Below are 20,514 nucleotides of genomic sequence, written 5' to 3' on the forward strand. Positions count from 1 at the left end.
CTAATTCAAATTTTAGCATAAGTCAGCGAGTTTGCCGATTATGAAGGTGGTAAAGTGCCGTAATTGGACAAAATTTGATTTATTGAGCGAATGTTACTATAATGGAACTCATATAATAAAATGGGATAGAAGCGCAGTCCACACGGAATTGGTACGTTTACTGGTACCAATTTTTATTTTGCACTGTTCACGTATGCAGGTTATTACATAAATATAGAATTATGAGGTGGAAATTTTGACGAACAGACCCACAACGGCTGATCAACCCGTCGACCAAAATGGCCGCCCGTATAACCGTCTTGCTTTAGTTTTTACATTATTAGTTGGAACATTCAGCACGTTTATTACGTCAACGATGCTGACAACCGCGTTTCCAACGCTGATGAAATCGTTCAACATATCTGCAACAACCGTTCAATGGTTGACGACTGGATTTATGCTGATGATGGGAATTGTGATTCCAATTACCGGATTTTTCCTGCAGCGATTTGATACCAAAAGGCTTTATCTTTCGGCCATTGTTATCTTTTTCATCGGGAGTATTCTCTGTTACTTTGCGACAAGTTTTTGGGGAATCTTAGTCGGTCGACTGGTTCAGGCCGCCGGAGTGGGGATTACCGCTCCTGTTTACCAGACAATTATGACATCAATTTTTCCACCTTCCAAACGAGGCGCTGCAATGGGAACGGCTGGTTTAGTTGTTGGATTAGCGCCAGCCATTGGCCCAACTTTTGCTGGTTGGATTTTAATGCACTATTGAATGCTTTTCTTAGCCATCATGCCCGTTTCATTACTAGTTTTGGTGATGGGTTTCTTCACGCTACGAAAAGTGTTACCAACCAAGAAGGCCCCTGTGGACTGGATGTCCGTAGTCATGTCAGTAATCGGATTCGGTTCAATGATTTTCGGCTTTTCATCGGTTGGTGACCATTCATGGACGAGTCCAATCGTGTACGTCACGCTGATTGTCGGTGTGATTGTGGTTGCTCTCTTCATTTTACGTTCACTTAAAATTAAAAATCCGCTGCTTCAATTTAAAGTTTTTGAAAGTTCAGACTACACGTTATCTGCCATTTTGGTTTCGGTTTCATTTATGGCGATGAACGAATTTACACTCGTTTTGCCACTGTACCTCCAAACAATTCACGGTGAATCGGCTTTTGCATCTGGACTAACGCTGTTGCCTGGCGCTATCACCATTGGAATTATGAACCCGATTACGGGACGAATTTTTGACCAATTAGGTGCGCGAAACATGGCGATTGCGGGGATGTTCCTTTTGACGCTGACAACTGGATCCTTTATTCCGGTTACGCCGACAACCCCAGTATTCTACTTGGTTTGCCTGTACACGGTTCGGATGTTCAGTATTTCGATGGTCATGATGCCGGTGACGACGACGGGGATGAATGCTTTGCCATTGAACCTAATTGGTGATGGAACCGTTGTAAACAACACTGCGCGTCAAATGTTTGCCTCGATGGGAACTGCTATTTTGGTTTCTATCATGGCCAGTGAAACCACGAAACATCTTCCAAGTCAGGGAGTGGCTCATGCAACGCCAATCTTATTTGGTAAATTATCACTGCATGCAAATGTGGTCGGATTCCGTTGGGCATTTTTCATTGCAACCCTATTTTCTTTGGTTGGATTTGTGCTGACGTTCTTCTTGAAGCGCGACTCAAGGAGGTTAGGTTAAGATGATTGTTATTTTCTTATTTGCTGGTGCGTTGATTTTTGCCTGGAGCGTCATCTTTCTACAACACAGCATTAAAAAGGCGGTTTGGGTGACAGTTGGCTTCATATTGGTGGTTGGTAGCGTTGTGTTGATGACGTTGAATTATAACGGTTACTTTGGGATGAAACAGATCCAAACCACTGAAACTCGGCCGTTGGCTACTATGGGTAAGAACCGCCAAGTTCTAGCATACAAACGGCTAGGTACTCAAACAGAACGAATCTACTTCTACCGGGATAATCCGCTAGATACCAAGGTTAAGAAGACAAGGCCAACTATCAGTACGGTTGTGTTGAAGCGTGGAGCCAAACAAAACGCCGTTAAGATTACGCGGACCTATCGCGTTTACCGCAACGAAGAACTTCGATTACTCTTTGCAAATGGTGTGCCGAACCATCAACTGACGCACAGCCGTTACACGTTTAGAGTAAAAAGTAACTCAAAAGTGATTGAAAAATAGCCAAAATAAATGCGCATTCCTGAAAAATGAGGAATGCGCATTTTTATTGATATAATTGAGATTAATTTGCGTATTTATATTGTTGACGATATAATTTGGGCGAATGAGTTAATTTATTTTAAGACTGGAGGAACCTCAATGAAAAAAACTTATAATGAGCTCCTAGCTGATCTTCACGCAAAGGATCCTCAACTAACTGATTTGACGATGGTTAATCGAACTAGGGTGGAGATTGCTAAACAAGTTTATCAACTACGAATTGATAAGCAGCTCACGCAAAAGGAATTAGCAAAAATAAGTGGTGTGTCTCAGGCAGCAATTGTGCATATTGAACGGGCTGAGGTTTCTGCAAGTTTTGAAACGATTGGCAAATTAACCAGGGCCATGAGCGGGCACATCACGGTGAAAATTTAAAATGAAAAGAGGTGTGGCCAAACTAATTAGTCTGGTTCACACCTCTTTTATTTGATTTTTTACCAACTAATCATCCAAATCAACTTCGGTTTCATTCAACTTCTGTGCTTCATCGAAGTATTTACTACGATAGTGCGTGACCGTTCCCCAATAGTAGAAAATCAGTGAGAACACAATTACGACCCCGAAATCAAATGGGTAGTGAATCCAATTTTGACCGTTAAATTCAGAACTACCAATATACGACATGACGGAGATGAAAATGAGGTAGCCAATTAACCAGGCGCTTCCGCGAAGCTGATGTTTGAAATCCTTCCAGCCCATTTTCCATTCATAATAGAAGTAGAAGGGAAAGCCCAGCAGGATAACCAAAATCACTTCGATAGTCGTCGGCCACATTGCCCAGTAGGTTGCTAACGATGCCAAAACAAAGGCGAGTGGGGCAAAGAAGTGGATAGCTTTCAGTGTAACGGGACGCTTAAATTTGGGCGCCATTTTTCGCAGTGACACAACGGTAACTGGTCCGGTCAAGTAGGCGATTAAGGTCGATGTCGAAATGACACTCGCCAAGGTGCCCCAAGATCTGAAAACTGAAACCATGACCATGCTGAGAATGGCATTGACTAGAATCGCGACTCGGGGAATTCCGTATTTCAAATTAACGTTACCGATAAATTTGGGAATGTGGTTGTTACTTGCCATGGCGTAAAGTGCTCGGCCGGTTGACGCAACGAAGGAAACCCCTGTTCCAAATGGTGAAACGAAGGCATCCATGTACAGAAGAACCGACAGCCAGTAAATGCCGAGCATGATGGCTAGGTCAGCGAACGGCGAATTAAAGTTAACGCCGTGCCAACCAACTTTGGCAATCAAAGCGGGGCTAATCGAGGTGATGTAGGTGCTTTGAAGAATGATGTAAATAATGCCACTAATTGTGAGGGATAACGTGATTCCGCGCCCAATATTGTGCTTGGGATCGCGGATTTCCCCGCCCATGTTAATCACAGTTTGGAAGGCATCAAATGAGAAAATGATTCCGGAAACGGTTGTTGCGGCAAAAATAGGCGCCGTTCCATATGGCATGAACGTTTGCAGTGAGTGACCATAATTTTCAGGATGAAATCCAGACAGGGTCATCATGATGATGGTCAACAGGGGCACCCCAATTTTGAAAATTGAAATGAAGCTGGTGAAGTGGGTCAGCAGTGAAACCGACCAGTAATTTAATAGCGTAAAAATAATAATGAAAACGAAAACGAGGAATAGGCCCTCGGTCGTGATGGTTCCGTTTGTGATAAACGCGCGCGTCCAGTGGGCCCATTTCCATGGCCAACTGCTCATGTATTGAACGGCGGCAACGGCTTCAATGGGAATCAGTGTGACGAGCGAAACCCAATTTGCCCACGCAGCAATGAATCCCAAGAGCGGTCCGTGCGAGTACTGCGCGTATTTGCTCATGGCTCCTGATTGCGGGAACATGGCCCCTAACTCAACGTAATTGTACGCGATGATGCCGATAACGGCGCCACCAAGAATCCAGGAAATGATGGCAGCGGGACCGGCAATTTTGGAGGCCTCCCAGGAACCGAAAAGCCAGCCGGATCCGATGAGGGAGCCAAGCGCCAGCATGACGGTTTGAAATAAGCTAATTTTTTTTGTGTTCGATTTAATCTGAGGAAGCCTCCTTCGTTGGTTTGCTGACTTATTGTATCACGTTTGCTGGGAAATCAAAAAAGGGTGTGAAAAAGGCGATTTGCTTCCGAGCGTAACCTAGATTAACGGATAATCCCGTACCTGGATTGTTCGTTGATCGTAGTTAGGCTTAGGGAGCAGCCTTTTGGAACCCGACTAGGCAATAATATTTATAAAAATGAAAAATAAAGAGGGTGAGACAAAAGGCGGTTTGCTTTTGAGCATAGCCTAGATTAACGAATAATCCTGCACTTGGGATTGTTTGTTGATCGTAGCTAGGCGGAAAAGCAGCCTTTTGGAACCCGACTAAGCAAGAATATTCGGAAATAGTAAAGGGGTTGGGACAAAACAAATGTTTTGTCCCAACCTCTTTGCTTTTACCTAATTTTTAGTCGACTTCAACAGCTTATTATTGCTGTCCGTCCGCACGATTAGTACGTCCATTTTGGCGTTTCGGTTCACAAACGAGGTCACTGATCCAACCACAATTCGATTGACCGCATTCATCCCGGTTGCCCCCATGACGATGAGGTCGACGGGATGGTCCTTCTCGAAATCAAAACTGATGACGGATTTAGGATTCCCAAATCGGACGTGAATATTGGTATCTGTAAAGTCATATTTGTCCTTTAATTGGTCAGCAAGAGTCTGGAGATACCCCTTGTTATCGTTCACGAGTTTTTCGAGGAGACTGCCCTCGGTGACGTTTCCAAATGACCCATATTGGTTAACGTCGATGACACTTAAGAGCTCGATTGACGCATTGTTACGTTTGGCGATTGCCATTGCTTTGAGCAAGGCGTGTTCTGCTTGATTGGACCCATCAACTGGGACCAAAAGATGTTCGTAGTGTTGTAGCATAAGTTGTTGGAGTCCTTCCTTTTTCTAAGCGCGCCCGATGAGGGTTTGACTCGTTTGAGCTAAAACGTGCCCATCCATGGCGTCCCATAAGTCGTTAAGCCAAAAGCCGTCCTTTAATGGAAGCTTTTCGTCGATTGCATACACGGTGACGGTGTAGCGGTGATCCTTATCTGGTGGGAAAGGTCCCGTATAGTGCTGAAAAATGGCGGGATTTGTTTGCCCGACTAATTTGCCGGCGGTGGAATTTTTTCCAAACGTCATTTGGACTTCGCCACTCTGACTGGCATTTTCGGGAATCTGCGTTAAATTTCCGGGAAGGTTAGCGGCCACCCAATGAATCCAGGTAAAACCACCAACTGGAATGGCGTCGTGATCAATCATGGTGACGGCAAACGTTTTGACGCCGGTAGGAACTTCGGTGATGTCGATTGGAAATGACGTAACCGGTTGCCCATTTAGTAAATCTTCCTCGGTTGCATATTTTGAATATTTATTAGCTAACACACCGTTATCGGTTGGAATACTAATTTTCATGGTGGGAACCTCCTTCAAACTTATTAATAGATTAGTCTAATTATACCGCAAACCCGTAATTCTAGTTTGGTATGTGACGAATCTCATAATTTTCACATTGATTTTTCATGCAGTGAACATGTATGCTATAGGGTAAGTAACGGAAAGCTGAGGTGTCAAAATGGACCAGCAAGAAAAAATTAAATTATTGCAACGAATTGTCCAAATGGAGACGGTTAACGATCATGAAAGTCTCGTGGCGGACTATTTGGCAACCCTATTTCAACCTTATCCAAACGTCGAGATGACGCGTGTCCGCTATAAGTCAGGCAGAGATAACCTAGTCGTGACAATTGGAACGGATCATCATCGACAATTAGGATTTGCTGGTCATATGGATGTGGTCGCGACGGGGGATCCACAAAAGTGGGATCATGCACCGTTTAGCGGCGACATCACTGATGACTTTAAAATGGTTGGTCGGGGCGCCTCAGATATGAAAGCCGGGTTAGCCGCAATGGTTATCGCAGCGTTGGAGCTGTTGGATCAAGGCGAACCACAACACGGCCAAATTAAGCTCATTTGCACGATAGCCGAGGAATCGACAATGGTCGGCAGTGAGCAGCTGACAAAAGAGGGCTACTTAGATGATCTCGATGCGCTCGTAATTTGTGAAGGCAGCGGGCTGGACATTAGCTATACCCACAATGGCGACATTGATTATCGCGTAACGAGTCATGGCAAAGCGGCTCATTCCGCTTCACCAGAAATGGGCGTCAACGCCATTGAAAATCTGATGACGTTCTGGCACACTGCCAAAGCTGAGCTTGCTAAATTTGACGAAACGGATGCCGTCCTAGGAAACTTGCTGCACAACGTGACCGTCATAAAGGGCGGCGAGCAAATTAACAGCATTCCTGCCGAAGCAGACTTGGAAGCGAATATTCGGCTGATTCCGCAAACGCCGGCTAAGGTCGTGAAACAACGGCTGGAGGCGGTTATTGCAACCTTAAATCAGCAACCAGGATTCGAGCTGGACTTGGAATACTTGCTGGTTGGGGATGCGCTGCCTGGTGATCAGAATGTCGATTTCGTCCAATTTGTCAAACGAGAGACGGAAGCGGAAGTTGGCCATGAAGTGACCCTGTCTGGGGACAAGGGAACGACTGATGGCTCTAAATTTATTGACAGCAAGGGTGATTTTCCCATGGTCATTGTGGGTCCCGGTAGTAATACCGCTCACCAAGTTAATGAGTACGTGGACTTAAATCAGTATTTAAAGGCGATTGAACTCTATAAAAATATTTCACTTAAATTTTTGGAGGGTGACAACTAATGGAGAAACAAGAAAAAATTGACATTTTAAAGCATATTATTCAAATCAAGTCAGTTAACGATAATGAAACCGAAGTAGCAGACTACATTGCCTCGCTTTTTGAAAAATATCCGAATGCCAAAGTGGAAAAGGTAAATTATGCGCCCAACCGGGATAATTTGGCGGTCACAATTGGCAATCCTAAGGGTCAGCGTCTCGGTTTTTCGGGCCACATGGACGTTGTCGATCCAGGTGATTTGTCCAAATGGACGCACGACCCGTTTGGCGGCGAAGTGGCGGATGGCAAGATTTTTGGTCGTGGCGCCTCCGACATGAAGACGGGCTTGACCGCCCAAGTCATCGCGATGCTCGAATTCCTGGAAGATGGCGTTGAGCTGCCGGGTGAAATCCGACTACTAGCAACGGTTGGTGAGGAAACGGGCGAGTACGGGGCCGCCACGCTAACTGATGAAGGTTATGCCGATAATTTGGCGGGGTTGGTCATTTCGGAACCCAGCGGCTTAGACCAAATTACGTATACGGCGCGTGGCGTCATTGATTATCGAATTGAGTCCACCGGAAAGGCGGCGCACAGTGCCCGTCCACAAAATGGCATCAATGCGATTGATAATTTAATGGTGTACTACAATGAAATTCAAAAAGTGATGGCACCTTTTGACAAAGTGAATCCAATTTTGGGCGGCGTTTTACACAACGTCGATTTAATTGAAGGCGGCGAGCAAATTAACAGCATTCCCGCCAAAGCATGGTTGATGGCAAACATGCGAACGATTCCAGAATACCCGAACCAAGTCTTTTATGACGCCATTGAAAAGCTGGTCGCCGAGCTAAATGAGAGTCCTGGATTCGATTTGAAACTATCATACAGTTTTCCTGAAGAAGCAATTCCTGGTCAACCGGACGCACCATTGGTAAAATTAGCACAGAAGGTCTCTAAGGAAACATTTGGTAAGGAGGCTCAACCAGTTGGCTCTGGTGGTGCAAATGATGGTGCGGAGTTCTTACGTGCAAAGGGGGACTTTACGAGCATCGTGTACGGTCCTGGATCGGAAACATCCCACATGCCAGATGAGTACGTTGAGCTTGCAGACTTTTTGAAGAGCATTGATTTCTATAAGAAGCTTGCGCTCGAATTTTTAGCGTAACAGAACGCGGTGCGGCGGAGGGTCAATTGTGACTTCCAAAGTCCGAGACGAAGGGATGATTTGATGAAACGCTGGGGTTATATACTTGGCGGTCTCGTTGGTGCTGGAATATTGGCAGGGATTGTCGTTAAGCGTCACACAGAAGTGGATTCGGCCAGCAACTATACAATTGTGCTGGATGATTTTAGTATGGCGAGTTTGCAAGATTCAACGAACGTGAAGGCGACTGATCGGTCGCTTGAACTATCGGATGCGTCGAAGGCTGGGGCAGTTGGCCAGCTGACTTTGCCACAACTTAAATTACCACCGTTTAAACAATTGGTTGCGTCCTGGAACGCGTATACGCCAGGTGAATCAACGGTTGAAGTTGAAGCCCGTATTTTAGTCGATAAGAAATGGTCACTTTGGCACACTTTCGGCAAATGGGGCATCAACGTCATGAAGTCGAGTGCCAAGGCGGATATTGCGGATCCAATTGCCAAATTAGACACGGATACGCTACTGGTTCGTGGAAATCACGTTGCTACCGCTGTTCAGACGCGGGTTCATTTGCGTTCGGCGAATAAGAACGAATCACCGATTTTAAAACTCATCTCAGTGAGTGGCTCACCAAAGGACGGTGCTTTCACCCGGGCAACGGATTCCGAACGGGTTTCTCGAGTCATTGATGCGCCAGCCTATTCGCAAGAAATTAGGGATGGCAAGTTGGCACCAGTTATTTGCAGCCCCACAACGATTTCGATGGCGATGAACGCTCAGGGCAAAGAGGTGCTACCTGAAGAGGCGGCTTACCGGAATTACGATTTAGCTTATCGTGGTTTTGGCAACTGGGCGTTTAGCACGGCGATGGCGGGAGCGTACGGCTTCAAATCCTACGCTTGCTTTACCGACATCAGTAAATTAAAGCGCGAGGTCGACCGCGGTTATCCAGTGGGGGTCAGTGTTCAATACACAAATAATCCCCAGAATCACAAGTTACCCTACGTTGAAAATGCACCCGGAGATACGGCCGGTCATTTGCTGTTGGTCACTGGATTTGTGACGCAGGAGGATGAGGAATTTGTCGTGGTAAACGATTCATACGCCCCTTCAAACGAATCCGCCAATCGCGTTTACAAAATGGACCAGTTTAAGCGGGCCTGGCACTCTAATTTGGCGTACATCGTGGGCTCCCCCTATGATGAACAGCCAGAGATTAAACCGGACACGCGCCGCCTTGCCAAATTGGTCAAGGTTGACGGGACAAGAACCAGTTATGAATTAATGGTTGGCCAAGATAAGGTTGACCTCCCAGTTCTTATGACTGCCCAAACGGATCCACTGACCCTACGAACGGGAACGGTGGCTTATACACTTAACGATGAAATAGACGAAAAATTAACGTTGGCGGAACGTCGATTCTACTATACGGACGTCGATGATCAGGGCAATATTCAATTAGACCTTGATCAAATTCGTCAGGCCAATGATCATGCAACGGGCATCACGGTTTATGTCATGCAAATGGCGCAACAAACTTACGTTGCAAACCTCTCGATTTCGAGGGATGAAGAAGCGTAATCAAAAAAGCACGTCCAAATTTTTTGGACGCGCTTTTTTGATTAGTCAGTCTTTAAGTCAACTTCAATGTTCCCACGGGTTGCTTTCGAGTATGGACAAACTTGATGGGCTGATTCAGCCAATTTTTGCGTTTCTTCGGCTGAAACACCGTCAATATGAACCGTTAACTCAACCCCGATATGAAAATCAGAATCGCCTTCCTTGAAGAGGGAAACCTTGGCAGTAACGGTACTTTCGTTATCGATGCCGGCTTCCTGTTTGACGAGTTCAAGGGCACTGTTGAAGCAGGATGAGTAGCCAGCCGCAAATAGTTGTTCAGGGTTGGTTCCTTCTTTTTTCCCTGGTGCCGGAGCGGTAATTGTTAATGGCATTGAACCATCTGGTGCTTCGACGTGACCTTCACGTCCGCCGGTGTTGATCATTGTGGTCGAGTAGAGTTTTGTCATAAAAGTTGCCACCTTTCGAAAAGTAATTTGTACAGGTTCATTGTATCGAAAGCGGTTACAATTTGATAGAAAAAGGATTGTGAAAGATTTCAGAAAATAATCGGTTAAAAGGCCAACAAAAAAGACGCCCCTTCCAGGACGTCTCTGGTCTATCTGCGGATTTACTTCGTAAACTTCAAGATGTAGTTTCCTTGTGCATCTGTCGTTATCGTGTAATTAGTGTATCCTTCCTTGAGCCACTGCTGTTTGGCAGCTTTGGCCCAGCTCTGGGCACTACTTACGGATGAAAAGGTTCTGGACGATGAAAAATCGATATTATCGTCTTGCGATTCGGTACTCTCAGAGGATTCGGTTTTAGAATTGGCACTCGATGATCCAGAATGTTTTGCTGCACTCGAGCTTTGTTTCTTAGCTGGTGTCTTGTTCAAACTGGATTGTGCCTTACTTTGGGAGTTGGCGCTAGGTTCGGCATCGATGGAACTTTGGATCGATTGACGTTCAGAGTTAGTGATGCCGTTACTAGTCTCTGAATTGCTCGTGCTACTATCGCTTTCGGAAGTACTTGAATGTTCCTCCGAAGAAGTAGAAGCAGATGCACTAGAAGTCTGCTCCGACTGGTTATTTTGAACCTTGTCACCACGGCTTAAAGTCCAAATGCCAAGTCCAATAACAATGATAACTAAAATCGCTAAAATGGTAAAAAACGGTCCACGTTTTCTTCGCTTTTTCCTGGGGCGATTTTGATTAGAGTCGGTATTAAAGTTATAACGTTGCATCCGCGATTTGGGTTCTTGACTATTCAATTAAAAACCTCCATGTCATAAGAACGCTGCGAAACGGTAACCATTAAAATTTGTGCCGCACCACAAGTTACCTAGCCTTAAGAATACATCAATTTGGTAAAGAAATTAAGTTTTTTAGCTCTCTAATAAGAAGTAAGCGGGCTAGAATTCATGGGACACAAGGCTTACCACAAGTTATTAAATTATGGTAAGAATGCTATAATATTAATAGTTTAACACGAAAGGATGAGTTGTATGCACAATGATATTCCCCAAGTTCCATTAGCAAACGGCACGACAATTCCCCAACTTGGATTAGGCGTTTTTCAAGTAACCGATTCTAACGAGGTAAAAGATGCCATCAAATGGGCACTAGCTGCCGGGTACCGCCACATCGATACGGCAACGTACTACCAAAATGAAGAAGCTGTTGGTGAGGCCATCAAGGAAAGTGGCATTTCACGAGACGATCTCTTTGTAACTTCTAAGTTATGGAATAATGTTCGGGGCTACGAAGAAACGAAGCAAGCCTTTCAAACATCGCTAGATAAACTAGGGTTGGATTATTTAAATCTTTACCTCATTCATTGGCCAGCTGACGGTTACGTTGAGAGCTGGAAAGCCCTGGAAGACTTGTATAAAGATGGCAAAATTAAAGCCATTGGTGTGTCGAATTTTGAGCAGAATCACCTTGAAAATTTGATGAGCCAAACAGAAATTAAACCAATGGTGGATCAAATTGAAACCCACCCATTCTTCCAGCAAAAGGAGCTTCACGCCTATTTGGAAAAGAATGGCATTCAGCATGAGTCGTGGAGTCCACTTGGTGGTGGACGTAATAACGCGCTTAGTCATCCACTGATTAAACGGTTGGCTGAAAATCATGACGTCACACCGGCTCAGATTATTTTGCGCTGGCACGTTCAACGGGATGAAGTGATTATTCCTAAGTCAGTTCACCAAGAACGAATTGAGCAGAATCGCGATATTTTTGCGTTTGGATTAGACGAAGATGAGATGCAATCCATCGCAGATATTGATGCTGGCAAACGAGTTGGCGCTGATCCGCAAGATAAAGAATGGCTTGCTAAATCAACGACTTACGGTGGTCCGAAAAAATAATTTTTAAAAAGACTTGACGAAGTAGGGCCAAAAGAACTATATTTATCTCAACTTAAAAATGAGAAATGCATTAACGAAGAAGAGTAATTTGCTCAGTAGATTTTAAAGAGAAGCCGGTTGGTGGAAAAGGCTAATTCGAACCGTTTATGAAGATGAGCTTCGAGCATTAAGGATAGTGAAAGCTATCATTACGGTAGGACCCGATAACGTCCGGCTTATGAGTGTGTAAGCGACAGAGACTGACGCCTGTGAAGGGTCAGTGAACTAAGGTGGTAACGCGGAGAAATCTTCGTCCTTTATTTAATATAAGGGGCGGAGATTTTTTTGTTTCCATAATTTCTTCGTTTTTCATTCAAAGGGGGTGGTTGTGATGTTACTTCGCAGCCAGATGTGGTCAGCAGCAAATCAAAATTAGTCAATATCACTATAAAACGGGGGAATCACTTTGAGTACAAAATTAGGAAATAAAAAAGGATTAATTTTTACCGGCGTCGTCATTAGTTTAATTTTAGCAGGCTGTGGAAAAGCATCGAGTAACGCCAGCAGCGAAAGCTCATCCGCAGTATCACATAAGAATCAAGCGACCAGCCAAGTCTTGAACTGGACCGCATCTACGGAACTACCAACCGTCGATTCAGTTAAGGAATACGATGTTGTGAGTCAGGAACAAATTGACTACCTTGGCGAAGGTCTTTACAAAATTGATAGCAACAATAACGCCGTTCCAGCAGTAGCAAGCGGCAATCCAGTTGCTCAAAATAAAGCCAAAACGAAGTACGTGATTAACATTAAAAAGGGACTCAAGTGGTCAAACGGTTCAAAGTTAACCGCTCAAGATTTCGTTTATGCTTGGCAACGACTCTTCAATCCTAAGACGGCTGCCCAAAACGCCAGCGTCTATTACAACATTAAAAATGCTGAACAAATCAATTTAGGTAAGAAGAAAGTTAGTTCACTTGGGGTCAAGGCTTTGTCAGACACCAAATTGGAAATCACATTAGAACGTCGAGATCCCTATTTGAAGGCAACTCTTTCATCAGAGAACTTATTCCCTGAAAATGAGGCTTTCGTCAAGAAAGCTGGCAGCAAGTACGGAACTTCGAGCAAATACGTCCTCAGTAACGGACCATTCGTTATGAAAGACTGGGACGGCTCAGGAACAACCTGGCACTACGTTAAAAACACCAAGTATCACGAAAAGAACCAAATTACTTTGAAACGAATCAATATTCAAGTGACGAAGAATACCGCTACTGGTGTTAACCAATTCCAGGCGGGTAAAGTCGATAACGCCTTACTTTCAGGCTACTACGTCAAACAATTTAAGAATGACAAACGCCTCAAGAAGGTTCTCCAACTTCGTTCAGATAACTTGGAGTTAGGAATTCACTCAAACAAGAAACTGCAAAACTTGAATTTCAGAAAAGCACTTAGCTTATCAATCAACAGAAATCAACTCGTTAACGATGTGTTAACGGACGGTTCTCGTGCAGCAACCAGCATCGTACCAAAGGGTCTGGTTAAGAGTCCTGATGGTAAAACTGATTTATCAGATGCTACCGGTAATTTAGTGAAGTACAATCCGACTGAAGCCAAGAAACTGTGGGCAAAGGCTCAGAAGGAATTAGGTACTAAGAAGATTAGTTTGGATCTTTACGTTGATGATTCATCAGACGGTAAGAACGTCGGTGAGTACGTCCAAGGCAAGGTTCAAAACACATTGAAGGGTGTTACCCTTAACATCAAACAAGTACCAGCTAAGAGCCGATTCCAGAAGCTCATGAGCTACAAGTTTGATACAGCATTGGGTGGCTGGTCAGGGAACTTTGATCCATACACCTTCTTGCAACAATTCCAAACTGGATTTGAACATAATCATGGTAAGTTCAGCAACAAACAGTATGACAACTTATTGGATAAGATTAATGGATCAGATTTGGACAACTTAAATACCCGTTGGCAAGATTTGATCAAGTCTCAAAAGGTCTTGATTGATCAACAAGCCACCATTCCTTTGTATCAACCAGCAAGCACCTACTTGATTAGTTCTAAGTTAAAGGGTGTTGTGACACATAACTTGGGCACACCATTGGATGTAACGAGAGCTTATCTCGTTAAATAACTAGTTTCTTGGTCTTGCTCAGATTTCATAAAGGCTTTAATAGGCCTTGTTCAGCCTTCCTAACGGAACGCCCTGCAGAATCTTTGAGCCAAAAAGCGGTCTCAAAGTATTCTGGTTACAAGGACCAATAAATTGGTCTTGAAACTTTCAGGGCTGGTTAGGAGCTGAACAGCGGCTCGCTTGGCACATCAATCGTCAATATACGAAAAAGCCCGTCATGATTTTACTCATGGCGAGCTTTTTTGATTTACAGAAATAAAATGGTCAACTTAATTGCGGTGTAAGCTCATACTCAATAGATCAATCACACCAACTGATGAGCTTGGGAAGGCGAAAATTTGCTTGCCTAAGTCATTTGCGGACATGTGTTGGTTGATGATCATCACAAGAATATTAATTAAGTCAGGCGCATCATTCCCACTAATTTCGGCACCGACAAGGTAGTTTTCCTTGTCAAAAATTAGTTCCAAATCAGCATCAAGTTCGTTCTTATATTGGAAGGCCAATCGTTTGCCATAAGGAACGGCTTGTACGTGATATTTTTCAGGATTTTCATTAGCTTCAGCAACGGTAACCCCTGCCTGGGCGAGGCGTGGCATCGTGAAGACAACAGAAGGGATGACGGGATAGTCAATTGCTGCGCCATTAATTCCCAAAATTTGACCAGCAATATAGTTTGATTCAAAAGTAGCGGTAGGAGTTAAACGCGCAATGTTTTTATCAATCACGTCACCACTGGCGTAAATTGAGTCAACGGTTGTTTGGAGGTGGTCATTGACGACGATACCACGTTTGTTAAAGTCGATACCAACTGTTTCTAAGCCGAGATTTTCGACGTTAGGAATTCTGCCGGTTGCGCCAAGCACGTAATCCGTCTTGATTTCAGTACCAGCTGTCGTCTTTGCAGTAAAGGTGTCATCGTCATTTTTTGAAACGGAAGCAAGTCCTTCATTGAATAAGAAGTTAACACCAGCTGATTCAAGCTTTTTGACCAACTGCTGAACGTGTTCTTGGTTGAAGGCACCGAGGGCTCGATCGCCAAATTCAACAACGGTAACGGCTGAGCCTAACATGGCTGCCATTGAGGCAAATTCAAGAGAAATAATACCAGCACCGACAAAAGTAAGGTGGTTTGGCATTTCTTCGAGGTCAAGGAATTCACGGCTGTCGTGAATGAAGTCACTGCCGTCAACGGGAAGGCTTGCTGGACGCTGACCAGTACCAAGCACGATGTTAGTGGCCGTATAACGTTGATCGGCGACCTGTACCGTATGACCGTCTAGAAGTGATCCGTGGCCCATTAGGATATCAATGCCCATTTGTTTGAAGAGCATGCCCATTTGGACGGAAAGGGGGTCGATAACTTGGTGCTTGTACGCCATCATCTGCGACCAGTTGATTTTTGTGTTGACCTCGACGCCGAGTTTGTCGTATTGATGAAGCTGATCGACCAATTCAAATGGCCCATCAAGTAAAATTTTGGCGTCACAACCATAATTTGTGCAAGTTCCAGCTAAGGTATCTTCCTCAACGATAGCAACCGATTTTCCAGCTTGTTTCAAGGTGACAGCGGCGTGCCAGTTTGCGTGACCACTACCGATAAAAATAACGTCATAATCCATAATCAAAAACCTCCAGTTTATTTAGTCGTGCACGATTAATTCGTTAAAATGAATGGGACGCTATTCGGCACGTCCCAAATTTTGCTCAAACGCGTCAATAATTTCTTTATTGAGTGAAAGAGCGGTTTTGTATTGTTCCTCCGTCAAATGATAAGCCGCAATGCACTTGGCCAGGGCAGTTTCGACTGGCTTTTCATTGTTTTTTCCCTGTTCAGTGAGGGAGACAATCAATTGGCGACGGTCTGAATCAGGTCGAGTTCGAACTAACCAGCCGTTATTTTCGAGTCGCTTCAAGAGGGGCGTGAGGGTATTGCTGTTGAGCTTAAGCTCCTCACCCAGCGCGTGTAGCGTGAGCTGATCATGTTCCCAGAGTGCTAGTAGAACTAAATACTGGGAATAGGTCAGCCCAAATGGCTCTAAGGCTTGTTGATAGAATTTGTTAAAAAGTCGGTTCATGTTGTAAACCGAAAAACAAAGTAAATTTGTTAATTGAATGCTTTGCTCCATAGTTGGTGCTCCTTTTAATCAGTCGTGTACGATTGAATACATCATAAGCCATTTCGGTTTATTTTACAAGTTAAAGTGACCTTACGTTGAGCATTCAATTCGTTTGCTCAGCGACTTTAAACGCTAATTCAAAAAGATTAATCAAATAAACTTGAATGTGACCCAGTATCAATAAATTTGACGAAATCGGCATCAAACTTATAAATGAGAAGCCAGTCTGGTTTAATATGGCATTCTCGTTCAGGCTTTCTATTTATTAAAGGATGATCGTTATAACGAGCTGGTAAAGGGATGTCTCTGATTAGCAGCTCATAAACAAGATCAAAATCAGCAATGTTGTATTGACCACTTTTGATTATTTTTTTTAGATGTTTTTTGAATTCATGCTGGAAAGCGACTTTAAACTTAATTTCATTCATGCAACCACTTCAGGCCTTCCGCGGCAGAAGTAAATTCTTTGTAGTCGTGGCTATTAATGGCGGCCGTTAATTGATTGCTCGGTTGTGAGACTTCAAACGGAATACCTCCTGCCTCAATGGTCTTTTTTGCAAAGATTTTGAACGCCTGGGCCGGGGTTAAACCTAATTGGTTCAAGATAGTTTCAAACTTATTTTTCTCAGTTTCATCCATACGAAAATGTATTTGTGTACTCATTAGTCATCACCTCGTCCAAATGGTACCATTTGGTACCGGATGAATCAACGATTGAGCACGACTCCTTTCTACCTGATTATTAGTAAATACGAAAAAAAGTTCCGCCGCCAACTTCGCGACAGAACTTTTATTTTGAGAATTAGAACTTTGCATCACCTAATGCGTGTTGCGCAGCTAAATTTAACAAACTCCACTGGCGGTCAAAGCCAGGCTGGAAGAAGAAATCAGCTTCGGCTAGATCTTCAAGTTTCATTTGATTTTGAATTGCTAAGGCGAGAACGTTACCTTGAGCGGAAATGTCGTAGGTTGAGAGAACGGCACCCCCTAAGATAATGTGGGTTTGTGGGTCAAAGACCAACGATACGTAAACGGCAGGGTTGTTCTTATCCTGAGGAACGTAGCTAGGACGCAACGTATCCTGATAGAATGAGGTGGCAACTTTGACATTCGCCTTCGCAGCGGTCGTTGAGTTTAAACCACTTGAAGCAAAATGGTAGTCGAAGACGCTCAGTGCTGATGAGCCGACTAATCCATTAAATGGAACGGCTGGTTTCTTTTCAAATAGGTGCTTTGTGACATAACGGGCTTCACGACGCGCAACCGTCGCAAGGGCGATTGGCATTTTCTGTTGAGCGGGGATGGAGTAGGCGAGGGTTGCATCGCCTACCGCATAGACGTCGGGCAAATTGGTTCGCAGATACTCATCCGTGTTGATGAAGCCACGGCTATCTAGTTCAACAATGCCGTCGAGCCATTTAGTGTTGGGTTTAACGCCAGCCGCTTGAATGACGACATCGCTATCAAAGAATCCTTTATCGGTTTTAACGGCTGACACTGTACCGTTTCCTTCATAAGCGTCAATTTTGGCGCCGAGAACTAATTTTACACCCTTATCTTCCAGGTGTTTTTGCAAGATATCAGTCATATCCGCATCCAAATAAGTGCCAAGTGGGCGATCAATCATATCGATTAAGGTGACATTTTTGCCGGCTTTGACACTTGCTTCAGCTGCCTCAATCCCGATGTAGCCAGCGCCAATCACCGTGATGTTTTTAACGGCAGAATCTTCTAACTTGGCTTTTATTTTGGTTGCCCAATCAAGGCCTCTCATCAAATAGACGTTTTCGAGATTGTTGCCAGGAACCGGAAGATTATTTGGCACAACACCGGAACTTAAAATCAATTTGTCATAGTCATAATCGGACTTGTCACCGGACTTAACGTCCTGAACGGTGACGGTTTTTTTATCTGCATTAATTTTGGTAACTTCGTGATTGTTTAAAACATGAACGCCTTGATCCGTAAATAGCTTGGGTTCAAAGTTGCGCACGTCAGATACGTTCGTGACGCTATTTTCTAAATAGAGTTCCATTCCACAAGACATGAACGAAACAAAGTCGCCGGCCTCGAACATGGTGATATCAAGATTATCGTATCGATTCAATAGTTCCAAAATGGCCTGATGACCACCGTGAGAAGCACCTACTACAACTACTTTTGTCTTTGTCATGAATAAAAACCTCCAATAATAGATTTGAGTCATCAATCAAGTTCTATTTTAGAATTATTCTAAACAACTGTCAAAGAAAAGTGTTATTAATTTAAGAATGACAGCAAATGGCCAATCGTGTCGCTCTCCACAAGGATCATGAGCCCCAGTCCAATGTAGATAATGGCCATCAGCCAGTTGCCAAACCGGTCCAAAAATCGGCAAACGAGTTGATTTTGGGCAAATTTTTCGCCGAGGAAAACCAAGAAGTAGATACAAATGATAAAGACGATGATTGTCGTGACGAGTTGCCAGCCGGTTAGGGAGACAAAATAGGGCACAAATAGACCGATATTATCCGAGCCACAGGATGCCACCGTAATTAAAGCGACGGTCCCAATTAAATTTTTGTTTTGACGGTTCTCAATTTTTTCATTTGCCTCAGCCGTTTCATCATCATCACCAAAGATGGCTTTCAATCCAAAAGCAATGGGAATGAAGCCAAGTAGTCCCAAGAGCCATTTCGCTGGGACGTAGTGAAGGACAAATGCAAAAACGAGACTAATCGAGATCAGCGTTAACGATCCAATGAATTGGCCAATGTAAATTTGGCGTTGGCTGGCTTTTGACTTATATTTTGAAAAGAGCAGCATTAAAATAACCAGGAGATCGATTGCGGTTGAGGCATAGAGCACGATGTCGGTTACAATCAGTTTAAACATGATTAGTCAAACCTCGGAATTTGATGTTCCTTAGCCTGCTTTTCTAACTGTGGTAACAGAGCGTTTAAGACTTTGAACGAGACCTGCACGATGGGACTAAATAAATTGGGCTTGTCGGGATTGGGAACATCATCCGACTTCTTGATGTCCGGAACCATTTCTCGTAAATCTTCTTCGGTTAAATGGAGTTGTTTTGCGTAGTAAACGACCGCGTCATAATTAGTATTTTTATAGTAGAAATAAACCATAAATAAGGCAACTGCTAGGTACCAGAATAGCGTCCAAGCGAGGCCAATTTTGCTGGGGGCGACTAAGCCAGAAGCAGTAACAGCAATCGCAAAGATGATGTAAATGATAATTGAGATGGTGAGCCATTTCGTTTTATTTTTCAAAAAAATCATTCCTTAGGTTTTAATATGCTAATTATGCCACAGTTTGAAAGGGAGAAGTGTGCAAAAAAATAAAACTTCTGTATAATAGAGACATTGAAAATTGATGGCCCTAATGAATGAGAGGTTTATTTTGAAGATTAGTGTGGAAACGATTCAACCGGAACATTACGAACCAGCCAAGCAAGTTGTGAAGGATGCTTTCAGCGGGATTAAGTTTACGGATGGTGACGAGCATAACTTAATCGGCAGACTAAGGCAGCTCGATGATTACCAATCTAATTTTGAAGTCGTTGCGTTAAATGAAAACAGTGAAGTAGTTGGCCACGGCATGCTGACGCAAGTTGAAGTGAGAATGAATGGCCACAAGGAAACTATCTTGGCGTTAGCACCATTGGCTGTTCATCCCGACTATCAAGGCCAGCTAATCGGTTCGCAAATTATTGAGGAGCTTGAAGCGAGAGCAACCATTCAACGTTTTCCAGCCATCAGTATCTTAGGCGATCCAACCTTTTACAGTCGGTTCGGTTACGTTGCTGCTGATAATTTCAATATTTTATCAACGTTACCAGTGGAGTTGGTCAATAACATGATTAAACCACTTTGGGACGGTTCATTAGCCAAGGTTTCAGGGAAAATTTATTACCCAAATGCATTTTTTCATTAGAATTCTTATTGACTTCTCATTTTTGAAATGCTAAGCTAGGAAACAATTAAATAAGTGAACGAATAAAACCATTTCAAGTAGCGCATTATCTGGGAGTCAGAAAGTCGGTGGTTGCTGCGAACCGATCAGGATAATGTCGACGAAATACCGTGGTGAGTTTCTTAATTGAACGGATAATAACTAGAGCCGTTACCATCTAGTGAGTGAAGGGCGCAGTGTACACTGTTCTCTTAAGCTGGGTGGTACCACGGTTTCTAATCGTCCCTGTTGCAT

General features: G+C 43.8%; 20 protein-coding genes and 1 pseudogene. 9 read left to right on the forward strand and 12 right to left on the reverse strand.

The window, feature by feature from the left end:
• Positions 1 to 235 precede the first annotated feature (235 nt).
• From FGL90_RS05565 to FGL90_RS05575, 3 genes and pseudogenes are all read left to right on the forward strand, one after another.
• Positions 236 to 1,699: pseudogene (locus tag FGL90_RS05565) on the forward strand (MDR family MFS transporter).
• 1 nt (position 1,700) lies between these two features.
• Positions 1,701 to 2,198 carry a DUF4811 domain-containing protein gene (locus FGL90_RS05570; protein ID WP_147657247.1) on the forward strand — a complete coding sequence of 166 codons (498 nt, stop codon included), beginning with the start codon at positions 1,701 to 1,703 and terminating at the stop codon, positions 2,196 to 2,198.
• 138 nt (positions 2,199 to 2,336) lie between these two features.
• A complete protein-coding gene (locus FGL90_RS05575; RefSeq protein ID WP_187240403.1) occupies positions 2,337 to 2,612 on the forward strand; it encodes a helix-turn-helix domain-containing protein in 276 nt (91 codons plus the stop codon).
• Positions 2,613 to 2,678: 66 nt separating this feature from the next.
• On the opposite strand, the gene FGL90_RS05580 is transcribed toward FGL90_RS05575, so the two are convergent.
• The 3 genes from FGL90_RS05580 to FGL90_RS05590 form a co-directional block, all read right to left on the reverse strand.
• Positions 2,679 to 4,241 carry an APC family permease gene (locus tag FGL90_RS05580; RefSeq protein ID WP_147657251.1) on the reverse strand — a complete coding sequence of 521 codons (1,563 nt, stop codon included), beginning with the start codon at positions 4,239 to 4,241 and terminating at the stop codon, positions 2,679 to 2,681.
• A gap of 444 nt (positions 4,242 to 4,685) precedes the next feature.
• Positions 4,686 to 5,165 carry a universal stress protein gene (locus FGL90_RS05585; protein ID WP_010620361.1) on the reverse strand — a complete coding sequence of 160 codons (480 nt, stop codon included), beginning with the start codon at positions 5,163 to 5,165 and terminating at the stop codon, positions 4,686 to 4,688.
• Between the two features lie 24 nt (positions 5,166 to 5,189).
• Complete coding sequence (locus FGL90_RS05590; RefSeq protein ID WP_010620360.1) at positions 5,190 to 5,699, reverse strand: YbhB/YbcL family Raf kinase inhibitor-like protein; 510 nt, start codon at positions 5,697 to 5,699, stop codon at positions 5,190 to 5,192.
• Positions 5,700 to 5,859: 160 nt separating this feature from the next.
• Between FGL90_RS05590 and FGL90_RS05595 the strand changes: the two genes are divergently transcribed.
• The 3 genes from FGL90_RS05595 to FGL90_RS05605 all read left to right on the forward strand — a co-directional run bounded on the left by FGL90_RS05595 (position 5,860) and on the right by FGL90_RS05605 (position 9,719).
• Positions 5,860 to 7,014: an ArgE/DapE family deacylase gene (locus FGL90_RS05595; RefSeq protein ID WP_147657253.1), complete on the forward strand. Its 1,155-nt coding sequence runs from the start codon at positions 5,860 to 5,862 to the stop codon at positions 7,012 to 7,014.
• Positions 7,014 to 8,159 carry an ArgE/DapE family deacylase gene (locus FGL90_RS05600; protein WP_010620358.1) on the forward strand — a complete coding sequence of 382 codons (1,146 nt, stop codon included), beginning with the start codon at positions 7,014 to 7,016 and terminating at the stop codon, positions 8,157 to 8,159. Before FGL90_RS05595 ends, FGL90_RS05600 begins: the two co-directional genes overlap by 1 nt.
• 63 nt (positions 8,160 to 8,222) lie before the next feature.
• Positions 8,223 to 9,719: a C39 family peptidase gene (locus FGL90_RS05605; protein WP_010620357.1), complete on the forward strand. Its 1,497-nt coding sequence runs from the start codon at positions 8,223 to 8,225 to the stop codon at positions 9,717 to 9,719.
• A gap of 41 nt (positions 9,720 to 9,760) precedes the next feature.
• On the opposite strand, the gene FGL90_RS05610 is transcribed toward FGL90_RS05605, so the two are convergent.
• Both FGL90_RS05610 and FGL90_RS05615 read right to left on the reverse strand, forming a co-directional pair.
• A complete protein-coding gene (locus FGL90_RS05610; protein ID WP_010620356.1) occupies positions 9,761 to 10,165 on the reverse strand; it encodes an organic hydroperoxide resistance protein in 405 nt (134 codons plus the stop codon).
• 161 nt (positions 10,166 to 10,326) lie between these two features.
• Positions 10,327 to 10,968 carry a hypothetical protein gene (locus FGL90_RS05615; protein WP_010620355.1) on the reverse strand — a complete coding sequence of 214 codons (642 nt, stop codon included), beginning with the start codon at positions 10,966 to 10,968 and terminating at the stop codon, positions 10,327 to 10,329.
• A 234-nt stretch (positions 10,969 to 11,202) separates the two neighbouring features.
• Between FGL90_RS05615 and FGL90_RS05620 the strand changes: the two genes are divergently transcribed.
• Positions 11,203 to 12,069: an aldo/keto reductase gene (locus tag FGL90_RS05620; protein WP_147657255.1), complete on the forward strand. Its 867-nt coding sequence runs from the start codon at positions 11,203 to 11,205 to the stop codon at positions 12,067 to 12,069.
• 445 nt (positions 12,070 to 12,514) lie between these two features.
• Positions 12,515 to 14,191: a peptide ABC transporter substrate-binding protein gene (locus FGL90_RS05625; RefSeq protein ID WP_010620353.1), complete on the forward strand. Its 1,677-nt coding sequence runs from the start codon at positions 12,515 to 12,517 to the stop codon at positions 14,189 to 14,191.
• 269 nt (positions 14,192 to 14,460) lie between these two features.
• Here the strand turns inward: FGL90_RS05625 and FGL90_RS05630 are convergent, their stop codons facing one another.
• The 7 genes from FGL90_RS05630 to FGL90_RS05660 all read right to left on the reverse strand — a co-directional run bounded on the left by FGL90_RS05630 (position 14,461) and on the right by FGL90_RS05660 (position 19,577).
• Positions 14,461 to 15,816 carry a dihydrolipoyl dehydrogenase family protein gene (locus FGL90_RS05630; protein WP_187240459.1) on the reverse strand — a complete coding sequence of 452 codons (1,356 nt, stop codon included), beginning with the start codon at positions 15,814 to 15,816 and terminating at the stop codon, positions 14,461 to 14,463.
• Between the two features lie 57 nt (positions 15,817 to 15,873).
• Positions 15,874 to 16,320: a MarR family winged helix-turn-helix transcriptional regulator gene (locus tag FGL90_RS05635; protein ID WP_010620351.1), complete on the reverse strand. Its 447-nt coding sequence runs from the start codon at positions 16,318 to 16,320 to the stop codon at positions 15,874 to 15,876.
• A gap of 137 nt (positions 16,321 to 16,457) precedes the next feature.
• Complete coding sequence (locus tag FGL90_RS05640) at positions 16,458 to 16,739, reverse strand: type II toxin-antitoxin system YafQ family toxin (RefSeq protein ID WP_010620350.1); 282 nt, start codon at positions 16,737 to 16,739, stop codon at positions 16,458 to 16,460.
• Positions 16,732 to 16,974: a type II toxin-antitoxin system RelB/DinJ family antitoxin gene (locus FGL90_RS05645; RefSeq protein WP_010620349.1), complete on the reverse strand. Its 243-nt coding sequence runs from the start codon at positions 16,972 to 16,974 to the stop codon at positions 16,732 to 16,734. The genes FGL90_RS05640 and FGL90_RS05645 overlap by 8 nt, the downstream gene beginning before the upstream one ends.
• A 139-nt stretch (positions 16,975 to 17,113) precedes the next feature.
• Positions 17,114 to 18,484, reverse strand: a complete 1,371-nt coding sequence (locus FGL90_RS05650) for an FAD-dependent oxidoreductase (RefSeq protein WP_147657259.1) — start codon at positions 18,482 to 18,484, stop codon at positions 17,114 to 17,116.
• 86 nt (positions 18,485 to 18,570) lie between these two features.
• Complete coding sequence (locus FGL90_RS05655) at positions 18,571 to 19,185, reverse strand: CadD family cadmium resistance transporter (RefSeq protein ID WP_010620347.1); 615 nt, start codon at positions 19,183 to 19,185, stop codon at positions 18,571 to 18,573.
• A gap of 2 nt (positions 19,186 to 19,187) precedes the next feature.
• Positions 19,188 to 19,577, reverse strand: coding sequence for a hypothetical protein (locus tag FGL90_RS05660; RefSeq protein ID WP_147657261.1), 390 nt, complete (start codon positions 19,575 to 19,577; stop codon positions 19,188 to 19,190).
• Positions 19,578 to 19,707: 130 nt separating this feature from the next.
• Between FGL90_RS05660 and FGL90_RS05665 the strand changes: the two genes are divergently transcribed.
• A complete protein-coding gene (locus tag FGL90_RS05665) occupies positions 19,708 to 20,241 on the forward strand; it encodes a GNAT family N-acetyltransferase (RefSeq protein WP_010620345.1) in 534 nt (177 codons plus the stop codon).
• Positions 20,242 to 20,514: the final 273 nt, after the last annotated feature.

Origin of the sequence: Secundilactobacillus malefermentans, from assembly GCF_008033155.1 — a bacterium.
In the GTDB taxonomy this organism is placed as follows: domain Bacteria; phylum Bacillota; class Bacilli; order Lactobacillales; family Lactobacillaceae; genus Secundilactobacillus; species Secundilactobacillus malefermentans.

What these genes read in the sequence shown, in the direction of transcription:
- FGL90_RS05605 (WP_010620357.1), top strand. Translation starts at nt 8,223, where the DNA reads ATGAAACGCTGGGGTTATATACTTGGCGGTCTCGTTGGTGCTGGAATA.
- FGL90_RS05570 (WP_147657247.1), top strand. Translation starts at nt 1,701, where the DNA reads ATGATTGTTATTTTCTTATTTGCTGGTGCGTTGATTTTTGCCTGGAGC.
- FGL90_RS05655 (WP_010620347.1), bottom strand. Translation starts at nt 19,185, where the DNA reads ATGTTTAAACTGATTGTAACCGACATCGTGCTCTATGCCTCAACCGCA.
- FGL90_RS05640 (WP_010620350.1), bottom strand. Translation starts at nt 16,739, where the DNA reads ATGAATGAAATTAAGTTTAAAGTCGCTTTCCAGCATGAATTCAAAAAA.
- FGL90_RS05595 (WP_147657253.1), top strand. Translation starts at nt 5,860, where the DNA reads ATGGACCAGCAAGAAAAAATTAAATTATTGCAACGAATTGTCCAAATG.
- FGL90_RS05635 (WP_010620351.1), bottom strand. Translation starts at nt 16,320, where the DNA reads ATGGAGCAAAGCATTCAATTAACAAATTTACTTTGTTTTTCGGTTTAC.
- FGL90_RS05610 (WP_010620356.1), bottom strand. Translation starts at nt 10,165, where the DNA reads ATGACAAAACTCTACTCGACCACAATGATCAACACCGGCGGACGTGAA.
- FGL90_RS05585 (WP_010620361.1), bottom strand. Translation starts at nt 5,165, where the DNA reads ATGCTACAACACTACGAACATCTTTTGGTCCCAGTTGATGGGTCCAAT.
- FGL90_RS05590 (WP_010620360.1), bottom strand. Translation starts at nt 5,699, where the DNA reads ATGAAAATTAGTATTCCAACCGATAACGGTGTGTTAGCTAATAAATAT.
- FGL90_RS05600 (WP_010620358.1), top strand. Translation starts at nt 7,014, where the DNA reads ATGGAGAAACAAGAAAAAATTGACATTTTAAAGCATATTATTCAAATC.
- FGL90_RS05650 (WP_147657259.1), bottom strand. Translation starts at nt 18,484, where the DNA reads ATGACAAAGACAAAAGTAGTTGTAGTAGGTGCTTCTCACGGTGGTCAT.
- FGL90_RS05580 (WP_147657251.1), bottom strand. Translation starts at nt 4,241, where the DNA reads ATGCTGGCGCTTGGCTCCCTCATCGGATCCGGCTGGCTTTTCGGTTCC.
- FGL90_RS05575 (WP_187240403.1), top strand. Translation starts at nt 2,337, where the DNA reads ATGAAAAAAACTTATAATGAGCTCCTAGCTGATCTTCACGCAAAGGAT.
- FGL90_RS05620 (WP_147657255.1), top strand. Translation starts at nt 11,203, where the DNA reads ATGCACAATGATATTCCCCAAGTTCCATTAGCAAACGGCACGACAATT.
- FGL90_RS05645 (WP_010620349.1), bottom strand. Translation starts at nt 16,974, where the DNA reads ATGAGTACACAAATACATTTTCGTATGGATGAAACTGAGAAAAATAAG.